The sequence below is a fragment of the Ornithinimicrobium flavum genome (assembly GCF_004526345.1).
Classification (GTDB): domain Bacteria; phylum Actinomycetota; class Actinomycetes; order Actinomycetales; family Dermatophilaceae; genus Ornithinicoccus; species Ornithinicoccus flavus.
In genome coordinates this window covers 2,636,491-2,660,748 of the sequence record NZ_CP038213.1, presented here as the reverse complement: position 1 = coordinate 2,660,748, position 24,258 = coordinate 2,636,491, and the positions used below count along the sequence as shown (strand labels likewise).

The 24,258-nt window shown below is 72.8% G+C and carries 22 protein-coding genes, 2 pseudogenes and 1 riboswitch; of the genes and pseudogenes, 20 read left to right on the top strand and 4 right to left on the bottom strand.

What is annotated here, in order from left to right:
* Positions 1-45: 45 nt before the first annotated feature.
* The 3 genes from E3Z34_RS12475 (at position 46) to groL (ending at position 3,671) form a co-directional block, all read left to right on the top strand.
* Entirely contained in the window at positions 46-1,314 is a 1,269-nt protein-coding gene (locus E3Z34_RS12475) for a phospholipase D-like domain-containing protein (RefSeq protein ID WP_134773869.1), read from the top strand.
* Between the two features lie 339 nt (positions 1,315-1,653).
* The gene (gene groES / locus E3Z34_RS12470) at positions 1,654-1,950 is read left to right on the top strand and encodes a co-chaperone GroES (RefSeq protein ID WP_134773868.1); all 297 of its coding nucleotides are present in this window, start codon (positions 1,654-1,656) and stop codon (positions 1,948-1,950) included.
* Positions 1,951-2,057: 107 nt separating this feature from the next.
* Positions 2,058-3,671, top strand: a complete 1,614-nt coding sequence (gene groL, locus E3Z34_RS12465; RefSeq protein ID WP_134773867.1) for a chaperonin GroEL — start codon at positions 2,058-2,060, stop codon at positions 3,669-3,671.
* Positions 3,672-3,734: 63 nt separating this feature from the next.
* On the opposite strand, the gene E3Z34_RS12460 is transcribed toward groL, so the two are convergent.
* Positions 3,735-4,022: a WhiB family transcriptional regulator gene (locus E3Z34_RS12460; RefSeq protein WP_134773866.1), complete on the bottom strand. Its 288-nt coding sequence runs from the start codon at positions 4,020-4,022 to the stop codon at positions 3,735-3,737.
* A gap of 171 nt (positions 4,023-4,193) precedes the next feature.
* Here E3Z34_RS12460 and E3Z34_RS12455 point away from each other — a divergent pair, with 171 nt between their 5' ends.
* From E3Z34_RS12455 to E3Z34_RS12405, 11 genes and pseudogenes are all read left to right on the top strand, one after another.
* On the top strand, positions 4,194-4,850 hold the full coding sequence (locus E3Z34_RS12455; RefSeq protein ID WP_238695155.1) for a sigma-70 family RNA polymerase sigma factor: 657 nt from the start codon (positions 4,194-4,196) through the stop codon (positions 4,848-4,850).
* A complete protein-coding gene (locus tag E3Z34_RS17730; protein ID WP_158288677.1) occupies positions 4,847-5,794 on the top strand; it encodes a hypothetical protein in 948 nt (315 codons plus the stop codon). Before E3Z34_RS12455 ends, E3Z34_RS17730 begins: the two co-directional genes overlap by 4 nt.
* A 9-nt stretch (positions 5,795-5,803) precedes the next feature.
* Positions 5,804-7,321 carry an IMP dehydrogenase gene (guaB, locus tag E3Z34_RS12445; protein WP_134773864.1) on the top strand — a complete coding sequence of 506 codons (1,518 nt, stop codon included), beginning with the start codon at positions 5,804-5,806 and terminating at the stop codon, positions 7,319-7,321.
* Positions 7,322-7,405: 84 nt separating this feature from the next.
* On the top strand, positions 7,406-8,527 hold the full coding sequence (locus E3Z34_RS12440; RefSeq protein ID WP_134773863.1) for a GuaB3 family IMP dehydrogenase-related protein: 1,122 nt from the start codon (positions 7,406-7,408) through the stop codon (positions 8,525-8,527).
* Between the two features lie 13 nt (positions 8,528-8,540).
* Positions 8,541-8,963 carry a hypothetical protein gene (locus tag E3Z34_RS12435; RefSeq protein ID WP_134773862.1) on the top strand — a complete coding sequence of 141 codons (423 nt, stop codon included), beginning with the start codon at positions 8,541-8,543 and terminating at the stop codon, positions 8,961-8,963.
* Positions 8,924-9,889 (top strand): YncE family protein, encoded by a 966-nt coding sequence (locus E3Z34_RS12430; protein ID WP_134773861.1) that lies wholly within the window; start codon positions 8,924-8,926, stop codon positions 9,887-9,889. The genes E3Z34_RS12435 and E3Z34_RS12430 overlap by 40 nt, the downstream gene beginning before the upstream one ends.
* Before the next feature lie 17 nt (positions 9,890-9,906).
* Positions 9,907-10,668, top strand: a complete 762-nt coding sequence (locus E3Z34_RS12425) for an SURF1 family protein (protein ID WP_134773860.1) — start codon at positions 9,907-9,909, stop codon at positions 10,666-10,668.
* The gene (locus E3Z34_RS12420) at positions 10,665-11,009 is read left to right on the top strand and encodes a DUF3817 domain-containing protein (protein ID WP_134773859.1); all 345 of its coding nucleotides are present in this window, start codon (positions 10,665-10,667) and stop codon (positions 11,007-11,009) included. Before E3Z34_RS12425 ends, E3Z34_RS12420 begins: the two co-directional genes overlap by 4 nt.
* Positions 11,006-12,619, top strand: a complete 1,614-nt coding sequence (gene guaA, locus E3Z34_RS12415) for a glutamine-hydrolyzing GMP synthase (protein ID WP_134773858.1) — start codon at positions 11,006-11,008, stop codon at positions 12,617-12,619. The genes E3Z34_RS12420 and guaA overlap by 4 nt, the downstream gene beginning before the upstream one ends.
* Positions 12,620-12,624: 5 nt before the next feature.
* A pseudogene (locus tag E3Z34_RS12410) lies at positions 12,625-13,963 on the top strand (MurT ligase domain-containing protein).
* Positions 13,960-14,742, top strand: coding sequence for a type 1 glutamine amidotransferase (locus E3Z34_RS12405; RefSeq protein WP_134773857.1), 783 nt, complete (start codon positions 13,960-13,962; stop codon positions 14,740-14,742). The pseudogene E3Z34_RS12410 and the gene E3Z34_RS12405 overlap by 4 nt, the downstream one beginning before the upstream one ends.
* On the opposite strand, the gene E3Z34_RS12400 is transcribed toward E3Z34_RS12405, so the two are convergent.
* Genes E3Z34_RS12400 through E3Z34_RS12390 form a run of 3 tightly spaced genes read right to left on the bottom strand, consistent with a single transcriptional unit; the run spans position 14,732 to position 16,670 of the window.
* Entirely contained in the window at positions 14,732-15,826 is a 1,095-nt protein-coding gene (locus tag E3Z34_RS12400) for a lysylphosphatidylglycerol synthase transmembrane domain-containing protein (protein ID WP_134773856.1), read from the bottom strand. The genes E3Z34_RS12405 and E3Z34_RS12400 overlap by 11 nt on opposite strands.
* Positions 15,823-16,263 carry a hypothetical protein gene (locus tag E3Z34_RS12395; protein ID WP_134773855.1) on the bottom strand — a complete coding sequence of 147 codons (441 nt, stop codon included), beginning with the start codon at positions 16,261-16,263 and terminating at the stop codon, positions 15,823-15,825. Before E3Z34_RS12395 ends, E3Z34_RS12400 begins: the two co-directional genes overlap by 4 nt.
* Positions 16,260-16,670: a hypothetical protein gene (locus tag E3Z34_RS12390; RefSeq protein WP_134773854.1), complete on the bottom strand. Its 411-nt coding sequence runs from the start codon at positions 16,668-16,670 to the stop codon at positions 16,260-16,262. The genes E3Z34_RS12395 and E3Z34_RS12390 overlap by 4 nt, the downstream gene beginning before the upstream one ends.
* Positions 16,671-16,777: 107 nt before the next feature.
* Between E3Z34_RS12390 and pcrA the strand changes: the two genes are divergently transcribed.
* From pcrA to purN, 6 genes and pseudogenes are all read left to right on the top strand, one after another.
* Positions 16,778-19,300: a DNA helicase PcrA gene (gene pcrA / locus E3Z34_RS12385; protein WP_134773853.1), complete on the top strand. Its 2,523-nt coding sequence runs from the start codon at positions 16,778-16,780 to the stop codon at positions 19,298-19,300.
* A gap of 62 nt (positions 19,301-19,362) precedes the next feature.
* Positions 19,363-19,764, top strand: a complete 402-nt coding sequence (locus E3Z34_RS12380; protein ID WP_134773852.1) for a coenzyme B12-dependent isobutyryl CoA mutase small subunit — start codon at positions 19,363-19,365, stop codon at positions 19,762-19,764.
* An 84-nt stretch (positions 19,765-19,848) separates the two neighbouring features.
* Positions 19,849-21,029, top strand: a pseudogene (gene sucC, locus E3Z34_RS12375) (ADP-forming succinate--CoA ligase subunit beta).
* Positions 21,030-21,067: 38 nt separating this feature from the next.
* Entirely contained in the window at positions 21,068-21,958 is an 891-nt protein-coding gene (gene sucD / locus E3Z34_RS12370; protein ID WP_134773851.1) for a succinate--CoA ligase subunit alpha, read from the top strand.
* A 34-nt stretch (positions 21,959-21,992) separates the two neighbouring features.
* Positions 21,993-23,336: a cell division protein PerM gene (locus E3Z34_RS12365; RefSeq protein WP_134773850.1), complete on the top strand. Its 1,344-nt coding sequence runs from the start codon at positions 21,993-21,995 to the stop codon at positions 23,334-23,336.
* A 192-nt stretch (positions 23,337-23,528) separates the two neighbouring features.
* Positions 23,529-24,161: a phosphoribosylglycinamide formyltransferase gene (gene purN / locus E3Z34_RS12360; protein ID WP_202976949.1), complete on the top strand. Its 633-nt coding sequence runs from the start codon at positions 23,529-23,531 to the stop codon at positions 24,159-24,161.
* Between the two features lies 1 nt (position 24,162).
* A riboswitch (ZMP/ZTP riboswitch) is annotated at positions 24,163-24,240 on the top strand.
* Positions 24,241-24,258: the final 18 nt, after the last annotated feature.

The following is a 24,258-nucleotide window of genomic DNA, read 5'->3' as shown; positions in this document are numbered from 1 at the left end:
ATTGTGCGGTGCGGGTCGGCCGCGGCCGACCACTAGATTGGCGTCATGCCCCGTCTGCTCTCGCCCGAGGTCCACCGAGCCATCCGGCGCAGCCGCACCGCGGCGCTGCGGGTGGCGGCGGCGACGCTGGCCGGTCAGTTGACGCTGGCCGCGGGGATCGTGGCGGCGGACGCGTTGCGCAAGAGGCGCGAGGTAGATCCCCACCTCGTGCCGGAGCACGCTCCGCAGACCGCCCGGGTCGAGGACAACGAGCTCAGGACCTACACCTTCGGGCAGCACCTGTACGACGACATGGTCGAGGCCATCGACGCCGCCCAGGACTTCGTCTACCTCGCGTCCTACATCTGGAAGGGCGACGAGGTCGGGCAGACCATCAAGGACGCCGTCGTGCGGGCCGCCGAGCGGGGCGTGCTCGTGTGCGTGGTCTACGACGCTTTCGCCAACCTGGTCGTGCCGCGCGCCTTCCAGAAGTTCCCCGAGGGGGTGCACGTCCTGCGCTTCCCCGTCATGCGCACCTGGCTGCCGATCATCGACATCCGCAGCACCGGCCGCGACCACCGCAAGATCCTGGTGGTGGACGGGCGGGTCGGCTTCGTCGGCGGCTACAACATCGGGTCGACGTATGCGGACAGCTGGCGGGACACGCACGTCCGGGTCACCGGGCAGGCGGTGTGGGAGCTCGAGAACGCCTTCGTCGACTTCTGGAACCGGCACCGGGCCAGGGGCCACGGCCCGATCCTTCCCGACAGCGGCACCGACGTGTGGGACCCCTCCATCGTGGCCGCCCGCAACGAGCCGAGCCGCGTCATCTACCCCGTGCGCGCGCTCTACCTGGAGGCCATCGACCGGGCCCGGCACCGGGTCTGGATCACGCAGGGCTACTTCATCCCGGACCGTGAGATCAAGGGTGCGCTGCTGGCCGCGGCCAACCGGGGGGTGGACGTCCGGGTCATCATGCCCGCGCGCTCCAACCACGTGCTGGCCGACGTCGTGTCCCACTCCTACTACTCCGAGCTGCTCGAGGGGGGAGTGCACCTGCACCTCTACCGCGACGTCATGGTCCACGCCAAGACGATGACCGTCGACGGCCGGTGGGCCACGATCGGCACCGCCAACATCGACCGGCTCTCGCTGCAGGGCAACTACGAGATCAACCTGGAGGTCACCGACCCCGACCAGGCCGCGGTCATGGAGGACATCTTCCGCACCGACCTGGAGAACTGTGACGAGGTGCTGCTCGAGGACTGGGAGGACCGCCCCTGGCCGCGCAAGGCGATCGGCCGGTTCCTCCGTCCGCTGCAGGTGCTGCTTTAGCCCCGACTGTTGGTGGGTGTCGGGGGGTGGTCGGGGGGCGGAGCCCCCCGACTGCTGGTGGGTGTCGGGGGGTCGTCGGGGGGGCGGAGCCCCCCGACTGCTGGTGGGTGTCGGGGGGTGGTCGGGGGGCGGAGCCCCCCGCCTGTTGGCACTCGGCTTGACCGAGTGCTAATCCGTGCCTAGATTCGACTTAGCACTCCCGGCACGCAAGTGCCAGCCGCGAGCGCCGACCGATCCCCGCGACGGCGGTGGGCGGGAGCGGAGGGAGTGGTGTTCACGCACCAGACCACAGGGCCGGTGGACCACCCACCGGCCGACCCCACGAAAGGGAAGGTAACCGTGTCGGTTTCCATCAAGCCGCTCGAGGACCGCATCGTCGTCCAGGCCGTCGAGGCCGAGCAGACCACCGCCTCCGGCCTGGTCATCCCGGACACCGCCAAGGAGAAGCCCCAGGAGGGCGAGGTCCTGGCGGTCGGCCCGGGTCGCTGGAACGAGGACGGCGACGAGCGCGTCCCCATGGACGTCAAGGTCGGCGACCGCGTCATCTACAGCAAGTACGGCGGCACCGAGATCAAGCACAGCGGCCAGGAGTACCTGATCCTGAGCGCGCGCGACGTCCTCGCGATCGTCGGCTGACGACCTCTCAGCACCGGTGAGCGGCCCCGCCACACCCGCCCCACGGGCGTGGTGCGGCGGGGCGCTCGCGCTTCCCACCCCATACCTGTGAAAGGAGCTGTTTGCCCATGGCGAAGCAGCTGCAGTTCAACGACGACGCCCGCAAGGCGCTGGAGCGGGGCGTCGACGCCCTGGCCAACGCCGTCAAGGTGACGCTGGGCCCCAAGGGCCGCAACGTCGTGCTCGACAAGAAGTGGGGCGCCCCCACGATCACCAACGACGGCGTGACCATCGCCCGTGAGGTCGAGCTGGACGACCCGTACGAGAACCTCGGTGCCCAGCTGGCCAAGGAGGTCGCGACCAAGACCAACGACGTCGCGGGTGACGGCACGACGACCGCGACCGTGCTGGCCCAGGCGATGGTCAAGGAGGGCCTGCGCAACGTCGCCGCCGGGGCCGCCCCCGGCAGCCTGAAGCGGGGCATGGACCGCGCCGTCGAGGCGATCTCCGCGCGCCTGCTGGAGACCGCCCGGGAGATCGAGGGTCGCGACGAGATCGCCCAGGTCGCGAGCCTGTCGGCTCAGGACACCACGGTCGGCGAGCTCATCGGCGACGCCTTCGACAAGGTGGGCAAGGACGGCGTCATCACGGTCGAGGAGTCCTCCACGACCGCGATGGAGCTGGACTTCACCGAGGGTATGCAGTTCGACAAGGGCTACCTCTCGCCCTACTTCGTCACCGACACCGAGCGGATGGAGGCCGTCCTCGAGGACGCGCTGATCCTGCTGCACCAGGGCAAGGTCTCCAAGGTCGCCGACCTGCTCCCGCTGCTGGAGAAGGTCGTCGGCGCGGGCAAGCCGCTGGTCATCATCGCCGAGGACGTGGAGGGTGAGGCTCTCTCGACCCTCGTCGTCAACAAGATCCGCGGCACCTTCAACGCGGTGGCCCTCAAGGCCCCCGGCTTCGGGGACCGCCGCAAGGCGATGCTGCAGGACATGGCGATCCTCACCGGTGGCCAGGTCGTCGCCGAGGAGGTCGGGCTGTCCCTGGAGACCGTCGGCCTCGAGGTGCTGGGCTCCGCGCGTCGGGTCGTGTGCACCAAGGACGCGACGACGATCGTCGAAGGCGGCGGGGACCACGCCGCGGTCCAGGACCGCGTGGCGCAGCTGCAGGCCGAGGCGTCGGCCAGCGACTCCGACTGGGACCGGGAGAAGCTGCAGGAGCGCATCGCCAAGCTGGCCGGCGGTGTCTGCGTCATCAAGGTCGGTGCGCACACCGAGGTGGAGCTGAAGGAGAAGAAGCACCGCATCGAGGACGCCGTGTCCGCGACGCGCGCCGCGATCGAGGAGGGCATCGTCGCCGGTGGCGGCTCGGCCCTCATCCACGCCTCCGTGGCGGTCGACGAGCTCGACCTGTCCGGTGACGAGGCCGTTGGTGCCGCGATCGTCCGCAAGGCGGCCGTGGAGCCGTTGCGCTGGATCGCCGAGAACGCCGGTCTCCAGGGCTACGTGGCGACCGCCAAGGTCGCCGAGATGTCCGCGGGTCAGGGCCTGAACGCGGCGACGGGGGAGTACGGCGACCTCCTGCAGGCCGGGGTCATCGACCCGGTGAAGGTCACCCGCTCGGCCCTGCGCAACGCGGCCTCCATCGCCTCGATGGTGCTGACCACGGACACCCTCGTCGTGGACAAGCCCGAGGAGGACGAGGACGACCACGCCCACGGGCACGGTCACAGCCACTGACCCCTCGCACGGGCATCCAGGAGGGCCTCGGACAGCACGGCTGTCCGGGGCCCTCCGGCGTCCTCAGCCCGGGGGGTCGGTGGCCGCGTAGTACGCCAGCCGTTCGTCCTCGGTCATCCCGCCCCACACGCCGTAGGGCTCCCGCGCGCTGAGGGCGTGGGCACGGCACTGCTCCAGGACGGGGCAGGAGGCGCACACCTGCTTCGCGCGCTCGTCCCGGTGCCGGCGTGCCGGCCCTCGCTCACCCTCGGGGTGGAAGAACACCTCGGGGCTGGTGGTGCGGCAGGCACCCTGGAACTGCCACTCCCACAGGTCGGCCACCGGTCCCGGCTGCCGGGCGGTCTCGACCACGGTCTCAGGGCTGCTCGGGCGCAGCGGTAGTGCTCACCCGCCATGTCTACCGCGTGGCCGGGGGCGGGGGTGGGGCTCGCGGTGTGATCTGTGTCTCCTCCCCGCCGGGCCGTAGGGTCGCTATCGTGGGGCCGATCAGCCGTGGCGGAGGACTCGAGGGAGGTGGGCCACGTGGGGCTGCCCGAACTAGCGTCCTGGGGGCCCGAGGGGGATGCGCGGACCGCCGCGCCCCTCGCCGGACTCGTCGCGGAGACCGGCGGGCCGGCCGCGGGCGGGCTCGCCCCCCTGGTGCACCTGGCGCGGGCGGGGGAGGAGGACGCCCGACGGGATCTCTTCGAGGGTGTCCACCGGATGGCCCACCGGTATGCCCGGGCGCGGCTGGGGACCTACCCCGCGGCGGCCGAGCTGGCGGCCGACGTGGCGCAGGAGGTGTGCATGGCCGTCATGACGGCACTGCCCCGCTACGAGGACCGCGGGGTGCCGTTCGAGGCGTTCGTCTACCGCATCGCGGCGCACAAGGTGGCCGACGCCGGGCGCACCCAGGCCCGTCAACCGGTGCCGGTGGACCACCACCGGTCCGACCTCCTCGACTCGGTGGCCGAGAGCGCGGAGCGCACCGTCGTCGAGGGTGACCAGGCGGCGCGGGCCTGGTCGATGCTCTCCTCACTGCCGTCCCGGCTGCGGGAGATCCTGGTGCTCCGGGTGGGGGTGGGGCTCTCCGCGCAGGAGACGGCCGACGCGCTGGGGATGTCGGCCGGGGCGGTCCGGGTGGCGCAGCACCGGGCCCTGCGTGAACTGCGCGAGCGCTGGGCGAGGGAGGGACTGTGAACGACCTGGGCCCGCTCCACGACTCCGACCGCCTCCTGGACCTGGTCGCGGCTCGCCGTCCCCTTCCCGCGGCCGACCCGGACCCGCTCGTGCTGGCCCTGGCGGTCTGGGCGGCCGAGGTCGACGGGCCGACCTCGGAGGGCGCGGCCCGGCCCGCCCGCAGCCCGGGGTCGCCGGCCGCGCGCTCCCGGGGCAGGCTCGCCGCGGGTGGGATGCTCGTGGTGGCCCTCATGACCGGGTCGTCCGTGGCGGCCGCCCTGACCGCTGCCCAGGTGCCGGTGGTCTCCTCGGTGGGCGGGGCCCTCGTGCACCTGCTGCCGGAGTCGGTGCGGCCACCGGCCGGCGACGTCCTCCCCCTGGGGCCGCAACCCGGTCGTGGCACGGATCCGGGGCCGGGCGGCGCCCTGGCGGTCCCGGACCCGTCCGAGGGTCGAGGAGCGGAACCGTCCCGGACCACCGTCCCGTCGACGCAGTCGAGGGCGGTCACGCCCGCGTCCTCGCCCTCGGCAGGACAGGACACCGCCACGCCCGCGGCCACCGTCGTGAACGAGGTCGCCCGGCCGGGCTCCGGGCCAGGGGGGTCCGCACCGACCACCCGGAGCGGCCCCCCGCCTGCCGGTGGCCCGCCCGGCGAGGCTCCGCCGCAGCCCGGTCCCACGCGTGCCCCCGGGCCGGGCACGCACCCGGCCGTCCCCCCGCACCCGACCCACCCGCCGGCGGCACCTCCCGTCCCGACCCGTTCGCCGACGGCACCTCCCGTCCCGACCCGTCCGCCGACGGCACCTCCCGTCCCGACCCGTCCGCCGGCGGCACCTCCCGTCCCGACCCCGCCGACGCCCGCACCACCGCCCCCGAGCTCACCGGCCCCGCCCATCCCGACCGCGCCCCCGGGGTCCACCTCCGCCCCGCCTCCCGTGCCCGCCCCTCCGACGGCCCAGCCGTAGAATCGCGGCATGATCCCTGGCGACGACGTGCCCGACCTGCCTCCCGCGTTCGCCCGTGTCGGCCTGACCTACGACGACGTCCTGCTGCTGCCCGGGGAGACCGACCTGGCGCCGGACCAGATCGACACGACCTCGCGGCTGACCCGTGAGCTGTCGGTCCGGGTGCCGCTCGTGTCGGCCGCCATGGACACCGTGACCGAGGCCCGGATGGCCATCGCCATGGCCCGGCAGGGCGGGATCGGCATCCTGCACCGCAACCTGTCGACCGCGGACCAGGCCTACCAGGTGGACCTGGTCAAGCGGACCCAGACCGGACGCATCACCAACCCCATCACCATCGGTCCGGACGCGACCCTCGAGGAGCTCGACAACGTCTGCGGGCAGTACCGCGTGTCCGGCCTGCCGGTCGTGGCCCCGGACGGGCTGCTCCTGGGCATCTGCACCAACCGTGACCTGCGCTTCACCCCCGTGGCCGAGTGGGAGCGCACCCTGGTCCGGGACATCATGACCCCGACGCCCCTCGTCACGGCCCCCGCCGACGTCAGCCACGACGAGGCGACCGCGATCCTGCGGGCGCACAAGCGCGAGCGCCTGCCGCTCGTCGACGACCAGGGCCGGCTGCAGGGCCTCATCACCGTCAAGGACTTCGTCAAGAGCGAGCAGTTCCCGCGGGCCTCCAAGGACGACCAGGGCCGGCTGCTGGTCGGTGCGGCCATCGGCTACTTCGGCGACGCGTGGGAGCGGGCGACCACTCTCGTCGACGCCGGTGTCGACGTCCTCGTCGCGGACACGGCCCACGGCCACGTGCGGCTGCTCATCGACATGGTCCGACGGCTCAAGACCGACCCGGCCACCCGGCACGTCCAGGTGGTGGGGGGCAACGTCGCCACCGGCGCGGGGGCCCGAGCCTTCGTCGAGGCCGGGGCCGACGCGGTCAAGGTCGGCGTCGGCCCGGGGGCGATCTGCACCACCCGGGTGGTCACCGGGGTGGGGGCGCCGCAGCTGACCGCGGTCCACGAGGCCGCCCAGGTGGCTCGGGCGGCGGGTGTCCCGGTCATCGCCGACGGCGGGCTGAAGTACTCCGGTGACATCGCCAAGGCGCTGGTGGCGGGGGCCGAGACGGTGATGATGGGCTCGATGCTCGCCGGCTGCGAGGAGAGCCCCGGCGAGCTGATCTTCGTCAACGGCAAGCAGTTCAAGGCCTACCGCGGCATGGGTTCCCTGGCGGCGATGAGCTCGCGCGGCAAGCAGTCGTTCTCCAAGGACCGCTACTTCCAGGCCGAGGTCGCCAGCGACGACCAGCTCGTCCCGGAGGGCGTGGAGGGCAAGGTCGCCTACCGCGGCGCGGTCAGTGCCGTCGTGCACCAGATGGTGGGGGGCCTGCGGCAGTCCATGTTCTACGTCGGGGCCCGGACCGTGCCCGAGCTGCAGGAGAAGGGGCAGTTCGTGCGCATCACCCAGGCCAGCCTGCAGGAGTCGCACCCCCACGACATCGAGATGACCACCAAGGCGCCCAACTACGGCTGACCGGCAGGGCCGGTCGGCCCCGCTCGCGGCATCGGGAGCGTGGCGGTGACCGGAGCACGGCTCGGCGGTAGGTAGCCTGAACCGGTGAGCGAGATCGAGATCGGACGCGGGAAACGCGGTCGTCGGGCCTACGGGTTCGACGACGTCGCAGTGGTGCCGTCACGGCGGACGAGGGACCCCGAGGACGTCTCCGTCAGCTGGCAGATCGACGCCTACCACTTCGACCTGCCCATCCTCGCGGCCCCGATGGACTCCGTCGTCTCGCCCCGCACCGCCATCCAGATCGGCCGTCTGGGGGGTCTGGGCGTCCTGGACCTCGAGGGTCTGTGGACGCGCTACGACGATCCCGGACCGGCCCTGGAGGAGGTGGCAGGTCTCGATCCGGAGCCGGCGATCGCCCGGATGCGCGAGCTCTACGCGGCGCCCGTCCGCCCGGAGCTGATCGCCGCCAGGCTGCGGGAGATCCGGGACGCCGGGGTCACCGTGGCCGGCTCGTTGTCCCCGCAGCGGACCCAGCAGCTGTGGCGGCACGTGGTCGACGCCGGTGTCGACCTCTTCGTCATCCGCGGCACCACGGTGTCCGCCGAGCACGTCTCCAGCCAGGCCGAGCCGCTCAACCTGAAGCGGTTCATCTACGAGCTGGACGTCCCCGTCATCGTCGGCGGCGCCGGCACCTACACCGCGGCCCTGCACCTGATGCGCACCGGCGCGGCGGGCGTCCTCGTGGGGTTCGGGGGCGGGTCCACCCACCGCACCCGCGCGGCCCTGGGCATCCACGCACCCGCGGCGACGGCCATCGCGGACGTGGCCGCAGCCCGTCGGGACTACCTCGACGAGTCCGGCGGTCGCTACGTCCACGTCATCGCCGACGGCGGCATCAGCGTGTCCGGCGAGGTGGTCAAGGCGGTCGCGTGCGGCGCCGACGCCGTGATGCTCGGCTCCGCCCTGGCGCGCGCCCAGGAGGCGCCGGGCGGGGGCTATCACTGGGGGCCGGAGGCGCACCATCCCGTGCTGCCGCGCGGCGAGAAGGTCCACGTCGGGACCGTCGGCACGCTGGAGGAGATCCTGCTGGGCCCGGGCCGCACGGCGGACGGCACGACGAACATGATGGGCGCCCTGCGCCGCGCGATGGCGACGACGGGCTACACCGACGTCAAGGAGTTCCAGCGAGTGGAAGTGGTCGTGGCACCGTACGGGGAGCGCTGAGCCCAGGATGAGGATGAGCAGGAACCCGGTCCACGTCCGACGCCGGCGGGTCACGGCGGCCGGGCTGGCGCTCACGCTGCTGCTCGGGGGGTGCGGTGCGGGCGCCCTGCTCGGCTCGGACGACGAGCCCGGTGCCCAGGCCCCGACGGAGACCGGCCCTGGCGAGAGCACCGCGCCGAGCGCCGCCCCCGCGCCGCCGCCGGACGGGCAGGAGGAGACCGCGGACGCCGCCGCGCCCGACCAGGACGCCGCGGCCACCTCTCAGGCGGAGCCGGAGGAGGCCGACCAGGGCGACGAGCCGTGGCAGCGGACGCCCGCGGAGGCCGAGCACCCCAGCGACAGCACGGCGATGGAGCAGATCGACTACCTCACCGGCGGGCTGACCCCCAGTCGGTCATGGCCTCCGGGCACGGCCTGGCCATCGCCAACAACATGATGTACTCCCACACCTCGACCGTCTTCGACGTCGTCACCCGTGAGCAGGTCGCCGTGCTCGAGGACTCGGTCGACCTCGAGGCCTTCGGCGTCGAGGGGCACCCCGGGATCTCCCAGGGGTCCCCGGTCGAGGCGGTGTGGACCGACGACGGGCGGTACGCCTACGTCTCCCAGTACACGATGTACGGCGAGAACTTCGGGGTCGCGGGCTTCGACGCGTGCACCGTCGACAGCGGCGTCGGACCCTCCTTCGTCTACCGCTTCGACGCCCAGGAGATGGCCTGGGACCAGGTCATCAAGGTGGGGGCCGTGCCCAAGTACGTCGCCCTGAGCCCGGACCAGAGCACGCTGCTGGTGAGCAACTGGTGCGACGCCACCCTGTCGGTCGTGGACACCGAGAAGGGGGAGGAGGTGGGCGTGGTCCCCATGGACGCGGCCCCGCGCGGGATCGTCATCATGCCGGACAACACCACGGCCTACTCGGTGGCGATGTACGCCGACGAGCTCTACCGGATCGACATCCCGGGCCGCAGCTCGGAGGTGGTGATGAACATCGGCTCGCGCCCCCGTCACCTGAACCTCACCGAGGACGGCTCGACGATGTACCTGACGGTCAGCGGGGCCAACACGGTCTACAAGGTCGACACCGCCACCGAGGAGATCGTCGACCAGGGCACGCCGGGGCTGGAGCCGCGGTCCGTGGCGATGTCCCCGGACGAGTCGGCGCTGTACGTCGTCAACTACGACGAGGCGTCCGTCGCCAAGATCCGGACCTCCGACATGGAGGTCATCGACACGGTCCAGGTCGACGCCAGCCCGATCGGCATCGACTACGACCCGGTGACCAACACCGTCTGGGTGGCCTGCTACGGAGGATCCATCTACGTCTTCGACGACCAGAGCACGCTGCTGGCCGACGCAGGCTGATCGCCTACCCTGAGGGGGTGATCCGCACCGCCCTCAAGCCGACCTGGCTGCTCCTGCTGGCGTTGCTCGTGGTGATCCTCGTGTCCTTCTACCAGCTCGGGATGTGGCAGCTCGGCGTGAGCTCCAACGAGGCGTCCCGGGAGCACGCGCAGGCTCAGGCCGCGCGCCCGACCGAGCCGCTGGGCCAGGTCATGGCACCGCAGCAGGCGTTCCCGCAGGACGGTGCCGGGCTGTCGGTCCGGGCCCGGGGCACCTACGTCGCGGAGCTGCAGTTCCTGGTGCCTGACCGCCTGCTGCAGGGGCGGGAGGGGTACTGGGTGGTGACCCCGCTGCGCACCAGCGGGGACGTTCCGGCGGGCCTGCTCCCGGTCGTGCGCGGGTTCGTGACCGACCCGGCCTCCGCGGACGCCCCGGCGGCGACCCCGGTGACCCTGGTGGGGACCCTCGCGCCCGCCGAGTCACCCGTGTCCGGCGACCTGCCGGAGGGCCAGCGCGGCGCGATCGACACCGCCGACCTGGTCAACGACTGGACCGACCCGGTCTACAACGGCTTCGTCTTCCTCGTCGAGGAGGCACCCAGCCTCACCGCGGGGGTCGTGGAGCGGGTGCCCCCACCGGTGTTCGGCGAGTCCGGCATCGTCTGGCGCAACTTCGGCTACGGCATCCAGTGGTTCGTCTTCGCCGCCTTCGCCTGCTACATGTACTACCGCTTCCTCAAGGACGCGACCGAGCGGGACCGCTCCGCGGCCGCCCCTACCCGACAAGGAGAGCCCGTATGACGCCCCGTGCCAAGCTCACGTTCTTCCGCGTGATGGCCTTCCTGGTGGGCATCTTCCTGCTCGTCCTGGCGACCCACATGGTGCTGCGCTACGGCTTCGACAACGACGTCCTGGCTTGGTGGCCGGCGCCCCACGGCTGGTTCTACATGATCTACCTCGTCGCCACCGCGCTGCTCGGCTTCGAGCTCCGGTGGGGTCTGGGGAAGATGGTCGGCGTCATGCTCGCCGGCTGCGTGCCCTTCCTGTCGTTCTGGGTCGAGCACAGGGTCAGCGCGCAGGCCCGCGACGAGCTCGCGGCCCGCGAGGTCCGGGAGGTCGCCGCAGGTAGGCTGACCGCGTGACCGAGCCCGTCCCTCCCACGTCCCGTCCCGGCGGCGTCCTCGTCGTCGACTTCGGGGCGCAGTACGCCCAGCTCATCGCCCGTCGTGTGCGCGAGGCCGACTGCTACAGCGAGATCGTCCCCCACACCATGTCGGCGGAGGACATGCTGGCCCGGCAGCCCGCGGCGATCATCCTCTCCGGCGGCCCGTCCTCGGTCTACGCGGACGGCGCCCCCGCGCTGGAGGAGGCCGTCGTCACGGCAGGTGTCCCGGTGCTGGGCATCTGCTACGGCTTCCAGGTGATGGCCCGGGCCCTGGGCGGGAGCGTGGAGCGCACCGGACGGCGAGAGTACGGCCAGACCACGGCCCGGGTGCGGGTGGACGGGAGCACGCTCTTCGACGGTCAGCCCCCCGAGCAGGTGGTCTGGATGTCGCACGGCGACGCCGTCCTCGAGGCGCCGGAGGGGTGCACGGTCACGGCGGACACGCCCGGGGCCCCGGTGGCTGCGTTCGAGGACGACGAGCGTCGGCTCTACGGCGTGCAGTGGCACCCCGAGGTGCTGCACTCGGCCCACGGGCAGCAGGTCCTGGTGAACTTCCTCACGCGCGGGGCCGGCATCCGCCCGTCGTGGACCAGCGAGAACGTCGCCGAGGAGCTCGTGGACCAGATCCGGGCCCAGGTCGGCGAGGACCGCGTCATCTGCGGTCTGTCGGGCGGGGTGGATTCCTCGGTGGCGGCCGCCCTCGTCAACCGCGCCGTCGGCGACCAGCTCACCTGCGTCTTCGTCGACCACGGCCTGCTGCGTCAGGGTGAGGCCGAGCAGGTGGAGCAGGACTTCGTCGAGGCGACCGGTGTCGACCTGGTCGTGGTCGACGCGCGGGAGCGTTTCCTGTCGGCCCTGGCGGGGGTGAGCGACCCGGAGGAGAAGCGCAAGATCATCGGCCGGGAGTTCATCCGGGTCTTCGAGCAGGCCGCCCGTGACATCGTGCACGCCCACGAGGGCACGGGCCAGGACGGTGACGGTCAGCACGATCATCCTGTCCGGTGGCTGGTCCAGGGCACCCTCTACCCCGACGTGGTCGAGAGCGGGGGCGGCACCGGGACGGCGAACATCAAGAGCCACCACAACGTCGGCGGTCTCCCGGAGGACCTGCAGTTCGAGCTCATCGAGCCGCTGCGCACCCTCTTCAAGGACGAGGTCCGCCAGGTGGGGCTGGAGCTCGGCGTCCCCGAGGCCATCGTGTGGCGCCAGCCCTTCCCCGGCCCGGGTCTGGGGATCCGCATCGTGGGCGAGGTCACCGCCGAGCGGCTGGACATCCTGCGTCGGGCGGACGCCATCGCCCGGGAGGAGCTCACCGCGGCCCGTCTGGACCGGGACATCTGGCAGTGCCCCGTCGTGCTGCTCGCCGACGTCCGTTCGGTCGGCGTCCAGGGCGACGGCCGCACCTACGGGCACCCGGTGGTGCTGCGCCCGGTCTCGAGCGAGGACGCGATGACCGCCGACTGGACGCGCGTGCCCTACGACGTCCTGGCCCGGATCTCCTCCCGCATCACCAACGAGGTGGAGGACGTCAACCGGGTGGTGCTGGACATCACCTCCAAGCCCCCGGGGACCATCGAGTGGGAGTGAGGGGTATGCCGCGCGGCCCGCTCGGGCGGACCCGGACCAGCGCGGCGCTGGCGGCCGGGAAGGCCGCCCGTGCGGTCTCCCGCCTCCGGGGCGGCGGCTCGGCCCTGCCCGGTCTGGTGACCGAGCGGATCGACCCCGCCGTGCTGCGGCATACCCTCGGGTCGCTGCCGCGGGGGGTCGTCGTCGTCTCGGGGACCAACGGCAAGACCACCACGACGAAGATGCTCGTCGCGGTCCTGCGCGAGCACGGCCTGCGCGTGTTCACCAACCCCACGGGGTCCAACTTCACCCGGGGGGTCATCTCCTCCCTGCTGGGTGAGGTCGGGCTGGGGGGCAGGCTCGACGCCGACGTCGCCGTCGTCGAGCTGGACGAGGCCCACGCGCTGCACTTCGCCGCCCAGGTGCCGCCGACCCACGCGCTCCTGCTCAACGTCGCCCGCGACCAGCTGGACCGGTTCGCCGAGATCGACGCGACCGCGGGGCTGCTCACCCGGCTGGCCGAGCAGACCTCGGGCAGCGTCGTGCTGAACGCCGACGACTCCTTCGTCTCCCGCATCCGGGACGCCCTGGCCGCCGACGTGCAGGTGCGCTGGTTCGGGGTCGACCCCTCCGTCGCCGACCGGTTGCCCGAGCTGCAGGAGGCGGACGTCCGCTTCGACGAGGACGAGGGCAGACCGGAGCTGACGGGGGGCGGCGGGGACGCCCTGCTGCTCCCCGACGACGACGGCCGGGCCTTCACCGTCCGGTTCCCCGGTGGTCACGACGTCGGCCCGGTGACCCTGCGCCAGCGCGGCCTGGCCGCGATGATCAACGCCACCGCCGCCACCTGCATGGCACGGCAGCTGCTGGGGGAGGACTTTTCGCCGTCCGTCGCGGCCGCGGCGCTGGCCGCCGTGCACCCGCCCTTCGGCCGGGGCGAGGTGATCGACGCCGGCGGCGCGCCGCTGGAGCTGGTGCTGGTCAAGAACCCCGCGGGCTTCACCGTCGCCCTCGGCACCTACGGCGCCGAACCGGTCGCGACGATGATCGCCATCAACGACAACTACGCCGAACGGCCGGGACGTGTCCTGGCTGTACGACGTGTCCTTCGAGTCCCTGCGCCACAAGGGGGTGGCCATCACCTCCGGCGTGCGCGGCTGGGACATGGCCCTGCGGCTGCGCTACGACGGGGTGGAGGTCGGGCAGGTCGAGACCGACCTGGACCTCGCGCTCGACCGCTTCCTCGCCGAGCACAAGGGGGAGCCGGCCCGCATCTTCTGCACCTACACGGCCATGATGCACCTGCGGCGCCGGCTGGCCGACCGCTACGGACTGGCCCGCTTCGGGGAGGACCCGGCCGCATGAGCACGTCGTCGCCGACCCTGCCCGTCGACGTGGCGGCCCTGGCCGGGGTGCCCGCCGACAAGGGCGAGGTCCACGTGGTGCACCTCTACCCGCGGGAGATGAGCATCTACGGGGACCTGGGCAACACCCGGTGCCTCGCGGCCCGGCTGCGCTGGCACGGCTACAGCCCGGTCGTCCACGACCACCACCCCGGCGCACCCTTCCCACGGCGCGTCGACCTGGTCGTGGGTGGGGGCGGCCAGGACAGCGGGCAGGTGCGCGTCCAGCACGACCTCGCCGTCCAGGCCGACCGCCTGCGGGAGCTGGCGGCCGAGGGGGTGCCGATGCTCATGATCTGCGGGATGTACCAGCTCTTCGGCGAGGCCTTCATCACCGTGGAGGGGGTCCGGCTGCCCGGTCTCGGCATCCTGGGCGTCACGACCCGCGGCAACCGGACCCGGATGATCGGCCCGGTGGTCCTGGAGACCGGGTTCGGCCCCGTCGTCGGCTACGAGAACCACTCGGGCTCCACCGAGCTCGGCGCCGGTCAGGCTCCCTTCGGCCGGGTGCGCCACGGCAGCGGCAACAACGGGACCGACGGCACCGAGGGGGCCCGGACCCACAACGTCGTCGGGTCCTACCTGCACGGGCCCGTGCTGCCCGCCAACCCCGCCCTCGCGGACGGCCTGCTGTCCCTCGCCGCCCGGCGGGCGACGGGGGGCTGGGCGCCCGGCACGGTCGACGACACCCTCGCGCTCGAGGCGCAGGGCCGTCAGATCCGGCGGCTCCTCAGGAGCTGACGGGGGACCCGGTCACCCGTCCGGCGGGGTCGCTGCCCCGACCTCCCGGGCCGGAGCCGTACCACCAGCTGCCGAGGGCCGCGAGCCCGAAGGGCACCACGACCAGGTGGGCGTAGACGGCATACAGCAGGGCGGTCGCTGACGCGGCCCCGGCACCGGCGCCGAGCAGCACCAGCATCCCGGCCGTCCCCACCTCTGTGACGCCCAGGCCACCCGGGGTCACGGCGAAGACCGTCAGCAGCTGGCGGAAGGCGTAGGCGCAGATCAGCCCGACCAGGGGCAGGTCGACGCCGACGGTGCGGGCGGCGGTCCAGTAGAGGCAGAAGAGCAGGGTGAACTGACCGGTCATCCCGAGGGTCATCGGCCAGAAGCCTCCCCGGACGAGGTCCCGGACCCGGGCCCGCTGGTCGGTCATGAGGGTCTCGAGCCGGCGGACCCGGGTGCCGCTGCGCCGCAGCAGCCCGGCGACCCGGTCCAGGCCCAGCACGACCCCCCTGGCGACCGTGTCGGACAGGACCATCGCGGAGGTGATGCCGATCGCCGCGGTGCCGACGGCCCCGGCGATGACGGCCCCGCGCACCAGGAGCTGGGGCGCATCCACGGGTCCGGCCACGAGCAGCAGGCACCCGATCACCGGCAGCGCGATGCGGGCCAGGAGGTTCCACAGGCTCGTGACCAGCAGGGACGCGGAGACCGCGCGGCGGGGGAAGCCCCAGCTGCGGGTCATCATGACCCAGACGGCGACCCCGACCGCCGCGCCCAGCGGGATGAGGTTACCGATGAGCGAGGTCACGGCGTTGCCCTTGAGGGCCTGCAGGTGGCTGAGCCCGGGCAGGGAGCCCATGAGGACCCAGGTGTAGCAGAAGAGACCGGCCACGAGCAGCAGGGCCATGAGGGCGGCGCTGCCGGGACGGACGCGGGCCAGCTGGGTGCCGATCTCGGCCCACGTGGTGTCGAGGACGAGGGGCATCCCGTAGACGATGAGGACGCCGCTGACTGCCAGGCCCAGCACCGAGCTGACGGCGTCCCTCCAGGTGAGCCGGCGGCCGATGGCCTCGGGCTCGGCCGGCGGGTCGGTGCTCACCCGGACCGCCCCTGGTCGCCACGGGCCCGGGCGCCGCGCTCGGACAGGAGCCACCAGAGACCGACGACCGGCAGGACGAGGGGGATGTAGAGGTAGCCACGGCCGAAGTGGCTCCAGACGGTCGCGTCCGGGAACCGCTCCGGGGCAAGGTAGCTCCAGGCGCCGACCAGCACGACGCCGGTCAGTTCCACGCCCAGCGCCACCAGGCTCACCCACCAGGCGGCCCGGCCGCGGAGGGAGAGGGAGACGAGCGCCACCACGTAGACGGCGGCCGCGAACGCGGACAGGCCGTAGGCCAGGGGTGCCTGGTCCCAGCGCGTGGAGATCTGGGCGGCGGAGCGCGACACGGTGCCGATGACGAAGACGAGGTAGAGGGCGAGGATGACGCGGCCCGGCCCGTGGCGTCGGTCGCCGGCGTCCGCCGTGGGGCGCCTCACGAGGCCGGCCCCGCGGGCATCATGCCCACGCCGGCCCAGATCTGTGCGGTCCGGGCGGCCATCACCGCGGCCGTGAACGCGGCCACCGCCAGGACGAAGGTGCTCCACCGCGTCGGTTCCTCCCGCGCCCACAGCAGCGCCAGGCCCGGCAGGAAGACGATGGTGACGAGGTAGGCCCACAGCTCCCAGGTGGGCCCCTGGGGGGCGGCACCCGTGAGCTGCCGGCCCAGGTAGATGCCGGCGTAGCCCACCACCGCGACCTGCAGGACCCAGGTGAGGGTGACCGTTCCCCGGCCCGGCGGCCGGCCGTTGAGCCCGCTCACGAGGCAGACGAGGGCCACGACCAGACCCCCCACGAGGATGACCAGGGTGGGGGCGTCGAGGTAGGACGAGGAGGCTCCGGTCACGGGCGGGCACCGGGCAGCAGACAGGGGGAGCGCACGTTCCCAGGGTAGGTGGCCCCGCTGTGCACGACGGACCGGCCCGGTCGGCGCGCCGACCTAGGATGGACCCGATGAGCGGACTGTTCGACCACCTGCCCTTCGACCAGCCGGTCCCCTCCATGACCCCGTCGGCCGCGAGCGGCCACGCCTCCGAGGCCGGTGCCGTCGACGACCGCGGCGTGCCCGCGTGGGCGGTGGAGCCGGGCGGGTCCGGCCGGCGCGTCGAGGACCCGGGGGACCGGGGGCCCTCGGTCGAGCAGCTGCTCGCAGGGCTCAACGGACCGCAGCGCGAGGCGGTGACGCACGAGGGCAGCCCGTTGCTCATCGTGGCCGGTGCGGGCTGCGGCAAGACCCGGGTGCTCACCTCCCGCATCGCCTACCTGCTGGCGAAGAGGCACGTGCACCCGGGGCAGATCCTGGCGATCACCTTCACCAACAAGGCGGCGGCCGAGATGCGCGAGCGCGTGACCTCCCTGGTCGGGCCTCGTGCGCGGGTGATGTGGGTCTCGACGTTCCACTCGGCCTGCGTGCGGATCCTGCGGCGGGAGGCGGCCACGGCCGGGCTGAAGTCCTCCTTCTCGATCTACGACGCGGCCGACAGCCAGCGGCTGATGGGGATGGTGGTCCGCGACCTCGACCTGGACCCCAAGCGCTACCCGGCGCGGGCCTTCCTGGCCAAGATCTCCTCGGCGAAGAACGAGCTGGTGGACGAGGAGGCCTTCGCCGCCGCCGTGGGTGGCAACACCTACGAGCAGAAGGTGGCGGAGGCCTACACGCTGTACCAGCGGCGGCTGCGCGCCGCCAACGCCCTGGACTTCGACGACATCATCACCACGACCGTCCACCTGCTGCAGGCCTTCCCCGCGGTGCGCGAGCACTACCGGCGCCGCTTCCGGCACGTCATGGTGGACGAGTACCAGGACACCAACCACGCCCAGTACGTGCTGGTGAAGGAGCTGGTCGGCGTGGCCGGGGACGTCGTGGACGGCCAGGACCGGGTCCTGCCCCCCGCGGAGCTGTGCGTCGTCGGTGATGCCGACCAGTCGATCTACGCCTTCCGGGGGGCGACGATCCGCAACATCGTCGAGTTCGAGCAGGACTACCCCGACGCCCGGACCATCCTGCTGGAGCAGAACTACCGCTCGACGTCGACGATCCTGACGGCCGCCAACGCCGTGATCGCCCGCAACCCCGGCCGTCGGGACAAGCGGCTGTGGACCGAGGCGGACGCGGGGGTGGGGATCGTCGGCTACGTCGCCGACAGCGAGCACGACGAGGCCTCCTTCGTGGCGCGCACCATCGACGAGCTGGGCGACCGGCACGGTGTGCGGCCCGGGGACGTGGCGGTGTTCTACCGCACCAACGCCCAGTCGCGCGCGCTGGAGGAGGTGCTCGTCCGCACCGGGCTGCCCTACAAGGTGGTCGGGGGCACCCGCTTCTACGAGCGGCGCGAGATCAAGGACGCCCTCGCCTACCTGCGGGTCCTCGCGAACCCCGCCGACGACGTCAACCTGCGGCGCATCCTCAACACGCCCAAACGGGGGATCGGCGACCGGGCGGTCTCCGCGGTGGGTGCCCTGTCCGAGCGAGAGCGCATCCCCTTCGTCGCGGCGCTGGGCCGGGCCGAGGACGCGCCGGGGATCGCCAGCCGTTCGGTGGCCGCGATCAGGGGCTTCACCACCCTGCTGGAGGAGCTGGGCGATCTCGCGGCCGACGGCTCCAGCGGGATCGGGGGCCTGCTCGAGGCCGTCCTGGAGCGCACCGGCTACCTCGCCGAGCTCCGGGCGAGCACCGACCCCCAGGACGAGACCCGGGTGGAGAACCTCACCGAGCTGATCACCGTGGCGCGCGAGTTCGACGACAACTACCCCGAGGGTGGGCTGGTGGACTTCCTCGAGCAGGTCTCGCTCGTGGCCGACGCCGACGAGATCCCCCAGGAGGAGGGGGGCGGTGGCGTGGTGACCCTGATGACCCTGCACACCGCCAAGGGGCTGGAATTCCCCGTCGTCTTCCTCACCGGGCTGGAGGACGGCACGTTCCCGCACCAGCGGAGCCTGGACGACCCCCGGGAGCTGGAGGAGGAGCGACGGCTGGCCTACGTCGGCATCACCCGGGCCAGGGAGCGCCTGCACCTCTCCCGGGCCGGCAGCCGGGCCTCCTTCGGGGCGCCCCAGTGGTTCCCGCCCAGCCGGTTCCTGGACGAGATCCCCGACGACCTGGTCACGTGGGAGCGCACGGACGCCGACCGCATGAGCATGACGGGTCGCCGGTCGGCGGCCGAGGGTATGGGGCTCGGCACCTGGGGCCAGGGATCGTCCGGTCCGGGCCGGGGGTGGGGGTCGACGGGTCCCGGCCGTGCACCCGTCGTCCGCCTCGACCCGCGCGGCAGCGCGGCACGGCGCGAGCGCACGGACGCCGAGACGGCCGACCTGGAGGCCCTGTCCCCGGGCGACCGGGTCAGCCACGACTCCTTCGGGCTGGGGACCGTCGTCCGGGTCGAGGGGACCGGCAGGCACACGATGGCGCACGTGGACTTCGGTGAGGCCGGGGTCAAGAGGCTTCTGGTCCGGGTGGCCCCGCTGGTGCGGCTTTAGGCGCGTCCGCGACCGCCAGCCTGCCTCGGTGCGGCGGTGGGGCCTGCGATATCCTGCGCGCCATGACCTCATCCCCGCTGCGCGTGGTCGTGGCCAAGCCAGGTCTGGACGGGCACGACCGCGGAGCCAAGGTCGTGGCCCGGGCCCTGCGGGACGCCGGCGTCGAGGTGATCTACACCGGGCTGCACCAGACCCCGGAGCAGATCGTCGAGGCGGCGGTGGCGGAGGACGCCGACGCGATCGGGATGTCGGTCCTCTCGGGGGCGCACCTGACCCTCTTCCGGCGGGTCGTGGACCTGCTGGCCGAGAGGGACGCGTCCGACGTGGTCGTCTTCGGCGGGGGCATCATCCCCCAGGACGACATCCCCCTCCTGAAGGAGATGGGCGTCGCCGAGGTCTTCACCCCGGGCACGACCACCTCCGAGATCACCCGGTGGGTGCGGGAGCACCTGGCCGCCCACTGATCCTCGGGTCCGGCGCCGGGGCGCCGGACCCGTTCCGTTCCAGCCCACCGTCCCCCTACCCAGAGAGCGAAGGCGAAGCGACTCGTGGATCTGTTCGAGTACCAGGCACGTGACATGTTCGAGAAGCACGGCGTCCCCGTGCTGGCCGGCGCCACCGCGGACACCCCGGAGGAGGCGCGCGCGGCCGCCGAGCGGGTGGCGCGGAGTCCGGTGGCGTCACCGTGGTCAAGGCCCAGGTCAAGACCGGTGGACGAGGCAAGGCGGGCGGTGTCAAGGTGGCGAAGTCCGCCGAGGAGGCCGAGCAGCACGCCGCCGCGATCCTCGGCATGGACATCAAGGGCCACACCGTCCACCGCGTGATGATCGCGCAGGGCGCCAGGATCGCGGAGGAGTACTACTTCTCCGTGCTGCTGGACCGCGCCAACCGCTCGCTGCTCGCCATGTGCTCCAAGGAGGGCGGTATGGAGATCGAGCAGCTGGCGGTCGAGCGCCCCGAGGCGCTGGCCCGGGTCGAGGTGGACGCCAACACCGGGATCGACGAGGCCAAGGCCCGCGAGATCGTCGAGCAGGCCGGCTTCGACGCCGGGACCGGGGAGAAGATCGTCCCCGTCCTGCAGAAGCTGTGGGCGGTCTACCGCGACGAGGACGCCACGCTGGTGGAGGTCAACCCCCTGGTGAGGACCGAGGACGGTGACATCGTCGCCCTCGACGGCAAGGTGACCCTCGACGCCAACGCCGACTTCCGCCAGCCGCACCACGCCGAGCTGGAGGACAAGGCCTCCACCGACCCGCTCGAGGCGCAGGCCAAGGAGCTGGACCTCAACTACGTCAAGCTCGACGGCAACGTCGGCATCATCGGCAACGGGGCGGGGCTGGTCATGTCCACCCTGGACGTCGTGGCCTACGCAGGGGAGGAGTTCACCGGTGGGGTCGCCAGGCCCGCGAACTTCCTCGACATCGGCGGCGGCGCCTCGGCCGAGGTCATGGCCAACGGCCTGCACGTCATCCTCGGCGACGAGCAGGTGAAATCGGTGTTCGTCAACGTCTTCGGCGGCATCACCGCCTGCGACGCGGTCGCCAACGGCATCGTCAAGGCGCTGGAGATCCTGGGTGACGAGGAGACCAAGCCGCTCGTGGTCCGGCTCGACGGCAACAACGTGGAGGAGGGGCGCCGCATCCTCGCCGAGGCCGCCCACCCCCTCGTGAGCATCGAGGACACGATGGACGGCGCCGCCCGCAAGGCCGCCGAGCTGGCCGCCAAGTAAGCCCCGACGAGACCGACAACGAAGGACCACTGACTCCTATGGCAATCTTTCTCGACGACAGCTCCAAGGTCATCGTCCAGGGCATGACCGGCTCCGAGGGTATGAAGCACACCCAGCGGATGCTCAGCTCCGGCACCCAGGTGGTCGGCGGGGTCAACCCCCGCAAGGCCGGCACCGAGGTCGGCTTCGAGGGCGGCACGACCGTCCCGGTCTTCGGCTCCGTGGCCGAGGCGATGGAGGCCACCGGCGCGAACGTGTCGGTCGTCTTCGTCCCGCCGAAGTTCGCGAAGGACGCGGTCATCGAGGCCGTCGACGCCGCCATGCCGCTGCTCGTGGTCATCACCGAGGGCATCGCCGTGCGCGACACGGCTGAGTTCTGGGCCTACGCCCGGGACAAGGGCACGACCCGGATCGTCGGCCCGAACTGCCCCGGCCTGATCAGCCCCGGGAAGTCCAACGCGGGCATCATCCCGGCGGACATCGCCGGTCCGGGCCGGATCGGCCTGGTGTCCAAGTCGGGCACGCTGACCTACCAGATGATGTACGAGCTGCGGGACATCGGCTTCTCCACCGCGGTCGGCATCGGCGGGGACCCGATCATCGGGACCACCCACATCGACTGCCTCCAGGCCTTCCAGGACGACCCGGAGACCGACGCCATCGTCATGATCGGCGAGATCGGCGGCGACGCCGAGGAGCGGGCGGCCGAGTACATCAAGGCCAACGTGACCAAGCCGGTCGTGGGGTACGTCGCGGGCTTCACCGCGCCGGAGGGCAAGACGATGGGCCACGCCGGTGCCATCGTCTCCGGCTCCTCCGGGACCGCCCAGGCCAAGAAGGAGGCCCTCGAGGCCGCCGGGGTCAAGGTCGGCAAGACCCCGTCGGAGACGGCCACCCTGATGCGGGAGATCGTCGCGAACCTCGGCTGAGCGGGCCGGAGCGGACGGGCGGCACCCCTCGGGGGTGGCCGCCCGTCCGTCGTCGGCGCGCCTCCCACGCTGCCCCTGCCCGGTCGGTGACGATGAGCGCGATGACCGTCCTGGACCGTGCCGAGATCCCCTCAGCGAGGAGCCGCCGCCGCGGCGGGCCCCCGCTCTGTCCCCGCGTCGGGTCGCCGAGGTCCTGGGGGCCGGTCTGGCCGGCGCGCTGTGCGTGCTGCTGGGGGTGGTCGCCGTTGCCGTGCCGACGCTGCTGGCCTGGGTGGCCGACGAGCGCAGCTCGGCCGGCCTGTGGCAGACCCTCGGCGTCTCCGTCGACCTGTGGGCGCTGGCTCACCGCGCCCAGGTCGACACCCCGGCCGCCTCGGTCGTGCTGGCCCCCCTGCTGCTGACGGCGATCCCCTTCGCCCTGTGCTGGTACGCCGTGCGTCAGATCGTCCTGGCCCGCCCCCATCTGCTCGCCCGCGGCGCCACCGTCACCAGCTGGCGCCCCGCCTGGCACGCCCTGGGCGGGTCCGACGTGACGGCCTTCGCCCTGGCCTACCTCGCGACCGGCCTGGCGGTGAGCTATGTCGCCGGCCTCGGCATCGCGCAGGTCGTCCTGCCCAGCCTCGTGCCCGGCGCGCTGCTCGTTCCCGTGGCCGCCGTGGCGGTGGTCTGGTGGTCCGAGCACCGGCGCGAGCAGCACCCGAGCGTCGACGTGGCGCTCAGCTGGGTGCGCGACCGCATCCCCGTGCTGCTGCGGCGTGCCCTGGCTCCGGCGGTCGAGGCTCTCGTCGCGCTGGCGGCCGTCTGCTTCCTGCTCGTCCTGGGTCTGCTGCTGGTCCGCGGGGAGCGGATCCTGACGCTCTACGACGCCCTGGACGCCGGCCTGGTCGGGACCCTCACCCTGACGCTGGCCCAGCTGGCGGCGCTGCCCAACCTCATGGTGTGGGCGCTCGGCTGGCTGTCCGGGGCGGGCGTCACCGTGGGCACGGTCCACGTCGACTGGGTCGCCACGACCCCCGGCGACCTTCCCCTCCTGCCCGTCCTGGGTGCGCTCCCCGAGCCCGGTGCGCTGCCGCCGGGCCTGTGGGCCATGGCCCTGGTGCCGCTCGTGGCCGGAGGGTGGATCGGCTACCGGTGCGCCGGATCGGCCTCACGCCTGAGCTCGTGGTGGACCAAGGTCCAGATCACCCTGGCCTCGTGCGCGGCGGTGTCCGCCACGGTGCTCGTCCTGGCGTGGCTGTCGACCGGGGGCCTCACCCCCGGCCTCCTCGGCACGGTGGGTGTCGAGCCGTGGAACGTCGCCGGCCTGCTGCTCGCGGAGCTCGCCGCCGGGGGACTGCTCGTCGTGAGCGTGCTCCACCTGCGGGCCCGCCGCCTCTGACCACCCCCCACCCCCCCAACCCTCCACACCACCCCACCGGCCGCCCCGTCTGGCCGCCCTGAGGCCCACCGACCGCCCCGCGTGGTTGCCCTGAGGCCCACCGACCGCCCCGCGTGGTTGCCCTGAGGCCCACCGACCGCCCCGCGTGGTTGCCCCCGCGGGCTGCCGGGCGCGGCCCCTAGACTGCGCACCGTGAGTACCACTGACACGCCGGCCCCTGCGCGGGTCGTCGTGCTCGTCTCCGGCAGCGGGACCCTGCTGCAGGCCCTCCTGGACGCCTGCCAGGACGACGACTACGGGCTGCAGGTGGTCGCCGTCGGGGCGGACCGGGAGGGCATCGAGGGACTCGTCCGGGCGCGGCGGTTCGGCATACCCACGTTCGTGGTGCGCCTCGGCGACCACCCGGACCGCACCGCCTGGGACCGGGAGCTCGCCACGGCCATTGCGTCATACGCGCCCGACCTGGTGCTGTCCGCGGGGTTCCTGAAGATCCTGGGCGAGCCCGTGCTCGAGCGCTTCCGGATCGTCAACACCCACCCCGCCCTCCTGCCCAGCTTCCCCGGGGCGCACGCGGTCCGGGACGCCCTGGCCGCCGGGGTCGAGGTGACGGGGTGCACCCTGCACCAGGTCGACGCCGGGGTGGACACCGGCCCGGTCCTCGCGCAGCGCACCGTGGCGGTGCACGACGGCGACACGGAGGAGAGCCTGCACGAGCGGATCAAGGTGGCCGAGCGCGAGATGCTCGTCGAGCACCTGCCCCGCCTGGTCGGGAGGCCTGCGCAGGACCGACCGGGGGGTCGGCACGGCGGGCACGTCGCGCACTAGACTGGTGGCACACGACTGGCGCGGGTGGGACACCACCGGGGAGTGAGGATCGTGGGCATCGCCCGCCTGGGTGCCCGCCCCACGCTGCGACCTCAGG